A 1,411-nucleotide genomic window follows, 5' to 3' on the forward strand; every position below is an offset into this window, starting at 1 on the left:
GCCATCGTGGCGCCATTGATGGTGTGGATGGCCCCGCCAGCGGCATCGCGTTGTGCCAAGGTGGGTCTGTGAAACACGCACCTGAGAGGAGCCATCCATGGACCAACCTATCACGATCGGCCTCGATCTGGCCAAGAACGTCTTTCAGGTTCACGGAGTGAACACGGAAGGCACGATCGTCTGCCGCCGTCAGTTGCGACGGTCGCAGGTGCTGGTGTTCTTTTCGCGGTTGGAGCCCTGCCTTGTAGGCATGGAAGCTTGCGCCGGGGCGCATTATTGGGCGCGGGAGCTGACGGCGGTCGGGCACGAGGTGCGGTTGATGCCGCCCGCCTACGTGAAGCCTTACGTGAAGCGCGGGAAGACCGATGCAGTTGATGCGGAGGCGATCTGCGAGGCTGTCACTCGCCCGACGATGCGGTTCGTGCCGGTGAAGTCGGCGGACCGGCAGGCGGCGCTGCTCGATCATAAGGCACGTGACTTCCTGGTTCGGCAAAGGACGCAGATCGTAAACGCGATCCGCGCACACCTGGGCGAGTTCGGGGTCGTCGTGGCGAAGGGCATCCATAACGTCGATCGTCTGCTCGAGGCGGCCCGCGATGTGCCCCCTGCGGCGCGTCCGGCGCTGGACATGTTGGCCGGCCAGTTGCGCGACACACAGGCTCGGGTCGAGGAGGTCACTAGGCGGATCGGCGACATGCAGGGCGAAGACGCGTTGGCACACCGGCTGGCGACGGTGCCCGGGGTGGGCGCGATCTCGTCCAGTGCTTTTGCAGCCACAACCCCCGACGTGAGCGCCTTCCGCAGCGCACGCGATTACGCAGCTTGGCTCGGCCTGACGCCACGAGCCCATTCCAGCGGCGGGAAAGAACGGCTCGGGCGGATATCCAAAGCCGGTAATCGGTATTTGCGCAGGCTGCTCTATCTGGGCGCCATGGCTCAGATCAGCGCGCGGCGAGGACGTCGAGAGGCTCCGGCGGGCCAAGCACCGGACTGGCTCGACTGGATGCTTGCCCGCAAGCCCGTGAAGGTGGTCGCTATTGCGCTGGCCAACCGCATGGCTCGGACGATCTGGGCCCTGATCGGGCGGGGCAGCAGCTACCAGGCCGCCCCGGCCTGATACGATGGACAACGGCCAAGCCGGTCGTGAACCGGCAGGCCCAGAGATGGTGAGGCGCAGCGTGAGGTGATGGCACAGGGACGGTAACACGCGGAACGGGACACCCAGTTCGGACCGAAGCGCCTTCGAGCGCGTGCCATTGATCGGGACCCGACCGCCGGCTGACTTCATCAGGGCGCGCAGTACGTCAGACTGCATCTCAGACGCCGTATACATGGACGCGACCGACCAGATGCCGGATCAAACAAAGCTCTTGCCAAGGGGCCATCCATACACGGTTCAAGCCCAATGGCG

General features: G+C 65.1%; 1 protein-coding gene. It reads left to right on the top strand.

Annotation, left to right across the window (positions count from 1 at the left end):
* Positions 1 to 97: 97 nt before the first annotated feature.
* A complete protein-coding gene (locus tag Q1B08_RS21420) occupies positions 98 to 1,117 on the top strand; it encodes an IS110 family transposase (protein ID WP_299823381.1) in 1,020 nt (339 codons plus the stop codon).
* Positions 1,118 to 1,411: the final 294 nt, after the last annotated feature.

It is taken from the genome of uncultured Jannaschia sp., from assembly GCF_947494025.1.
Taxonomy (GTDB): Bacteria; Pseudomonadota; Alphaproteobacteria; order Rhodobacterales; family Rhodobacteraceae; genus Jannaschia.

Bases quoted from the DNA above. Each gene is read 5' to 3' on its own strand.
- Q1B08_RS21420 (WP_299823381.1), top strand. From the start codon at position 98: ATGGACCAACCTATCACGATCGGCCTCGATCTGGCCAAGAACGTCTTT.